At 29.9% G+C, this 2,709-nt stretch carries 1 protein-coding gene and 1 pseudogene; both read left to right on the forward strand.

Annotated features, from left to right (window positions below; all coding sequences use genetic code 11):
* Nucleotides 1-108: 108 nt before the first annotated feature.
* Nucleotides 109-336 (forward strand): annotated as a pseudogene (locus PVV60_RS10010) (hypothetical protein); the annotation flags it as partial.
* A gap of 1,857 nt (nucleotides 337-2,193) precedes the next feature.
* Nucleotides 2,194-2,709 (forward strand): hypothetical protein (locus PVV60_RS10015; protein ID WP_273724619.1); only part of this gene is annotated, 516 nt, incomplete at its 3' end.

Here is a 2,709-nt window from a genome sequence, read left to right on the forward strand (position 1 = left end):
AAATGAGTGGTTTTATTTGATTCAACATAAACAGCTTTGAAATGAGAGAATCTTACGATATTCGAGACTCTCATTCAACATACAAAACAGTGAATTATCATTATAAATCAATACCTTATCAAAGGTAAACCCGCTCTTGAATAGGTTATGGGGCGTCAATGTGTAAAAACAGATAAAAAGAGTGGTATTGTGAATGATGCCAATCGCTATGCTGTTGAAACCATTGGCAACCCTGCTTATCCATTAGAATTGTTTCAAAGGGTTATTACTGTAAGTTTAGAGACAATGAAAATTGTTAAGAACCTACCAAAATTGGAAATAAGAGAAACTGAATAGACTTATAAAGCATGCTCACAAATGGGTATGATAAACGCATAAGGGGTATAGAGCTTATAACAGTCTATACCCCCTTTATACATTGCTTACATACAATCTTTAAAAGGATAATTTATCATGCGTTATTCTAAAAAGAAGAAACTTGCACTTTGAGATACTCTTATTTGGATTGCCTTTAAGATTTATAAGAAATCCACTCTTAAACAGAATTAGATTTTTTTACATTGCCTTTAAAAGATTATATCGCAATCTCAAATGATAGCTTTATAGCTTTCAAAAGCTTTGTTTAAAAAGAGTTATGTATATTCATTTTCTTATATTACTTATAGGTTTTGTCTGTTTTTAAAACCCTCAAAATACCCTCAAAAATATACCGTGGGTTGTATTTATAGGTTGTATCTTGATATAGGTTGTTTATTAAAAAAATAACTTATTGAAATATAATAACTTTTATTTTTTGATTGAAAAAAAATATATAAAGGGGGTAAAGGGAACCCTCAAAATCTTCAAAATCCTCAAAACTCATAACCATAATAGTCTTAATAGGATTTCTTATCATTATAAACTGTCTTTTGAAAATTCACTTAATATGTTTTAAAATAACTTTTCACTCTTATTATTTTTTTAAGTACCAACCTTTAAATCTATAAATACGTCTTGATAGCATTTTTATGATTATAAACCGTTTCTTTTGAAAGGCTTTAAAGGATCACATGTTTTTTTAAGACGTGTTTTAATCACTCACTAAAATCATAAGGTTATCTATTTAAATAAACTGATAAAAATTCATACAAGGGATTTTAATAACGTAATCAGTTTTTACTTTCATACGCTTTTCATAAAGCACGTTTTAATCACTCACTAAAATCATCATTTTGTCAGTTCAATTTACTGACACATAACTGACAAGTTTTAATCAACTCACATCATTGGTTATCTTTAAAGATTGTACAATTGATATGAATTATGTCTTAAAAGTATTAAGATATTGAAATATAATGTTTTTAATTTTTACTCATTTAAAAAAAATAATATAGGGGTTAGAGTTAACTGACAAAACTGACATCACTGACAAAAGCCTATTAAAAGGAATTTTACTGATCTCTATAATTATCAATCTCTCTTTAGATGTTTTCATAACGGTTTATAAATTACAATTATCCTACTTATCGTTTCTCTTATGAAAATGAAAAATGATGCGGTGGCTATAAAGAAGATAACAGCTATAAAGCACGCGTGAAAAAAGTAGGCTTTCATAATCACATGCAAATGAACACATTGGTTATAAGAGCGCGGCTTTATTAAGGTTGTTTACATTAGAGACCTTTATAAACAAAATTCACAAAAAAATTTAAATTCATTTAGTAAAAAAACAGATAGGTTATAAAGCTAAAAATACGCATGATGAGAGCATTTCTAAATATTATAAATGTATAGATTCAAAAAATAACTCAATCGTTTAAGAAAGCCAATAATATAGCTTTAAAAGCACATAAATATAAAAGAAGAAATTAATAAGCATAAGATATTATAAATACACAACGTATTTAAAAAATAAGAAAAAATATCAAAAAAGATAAAATATTATTTGACAATAAATACGTATTTTGTTATATGAATATTCAAGTGATGAAAACACTAAACAGATAGCGAAGAGGTTGCGATAAACCTAATCCTATTAAAACTGACTATCTTTTATGCTTTAATTAGCATATACGATAATTTTGTCGGGTGTAGCTATGCTATACAATACCCTTCGCGAGGGAAAAGCATAGCAACGGACTATCTGCCGTGTTTTCAACACCCGGCGCCTTATAGGGTGTCAATTGAAAACTTTTAAACAGATAGGTTTTAATTATGACAAATATCTCAAACAACACCCCCGTTAATAAGCAACAGCCTGCAAAAAAATATGAATTTACAGGTGAGACAATAGAGGTTGGCTTTAAAACCCTTCATAGGATTAGAGCTTTAAGAGATTTTGGAGATGTAAAAAAAGGCGATTTAGGTGGTTTTATACAAGGTGAAAGCAACCTCTCTCATGAGGGCAATTGCTGGGTCGGAGGGAAAGCCAAGGTTTATAGCAATGCACGGGTTTACGATGATGCCGTTGTAAGTGGCTATGCTCATGTAAACAATGTTGCTTGCATTTATGAAAACGCCCGTGTTTATGGCAAGGCTGTTGTGGCTGGTCAAGTCTATGGCAATGCCAAGGTTTATGGTTTTGCACGCATTTATCCGGATGCTCATATTTTTGATAATGCTTGCGTTCATTATTACGCTTGTGTCTTTAATGATACAAAAATTTATGGCAATGCGAAAATTTCTGGATATGCTTGTATTTTTGCAAATGTAAAGATTTTTCGCAATGCG

Origin of the sequence: Bartonella sp. AU18XJBT (genome assembly GCF_028618595.1) — a bacterium.
Lineage (GTDB): Bacteria > Pseudomonadota > Alphaproteobacteria > Rhizobiales > Rhizobiaceae > Bartonella.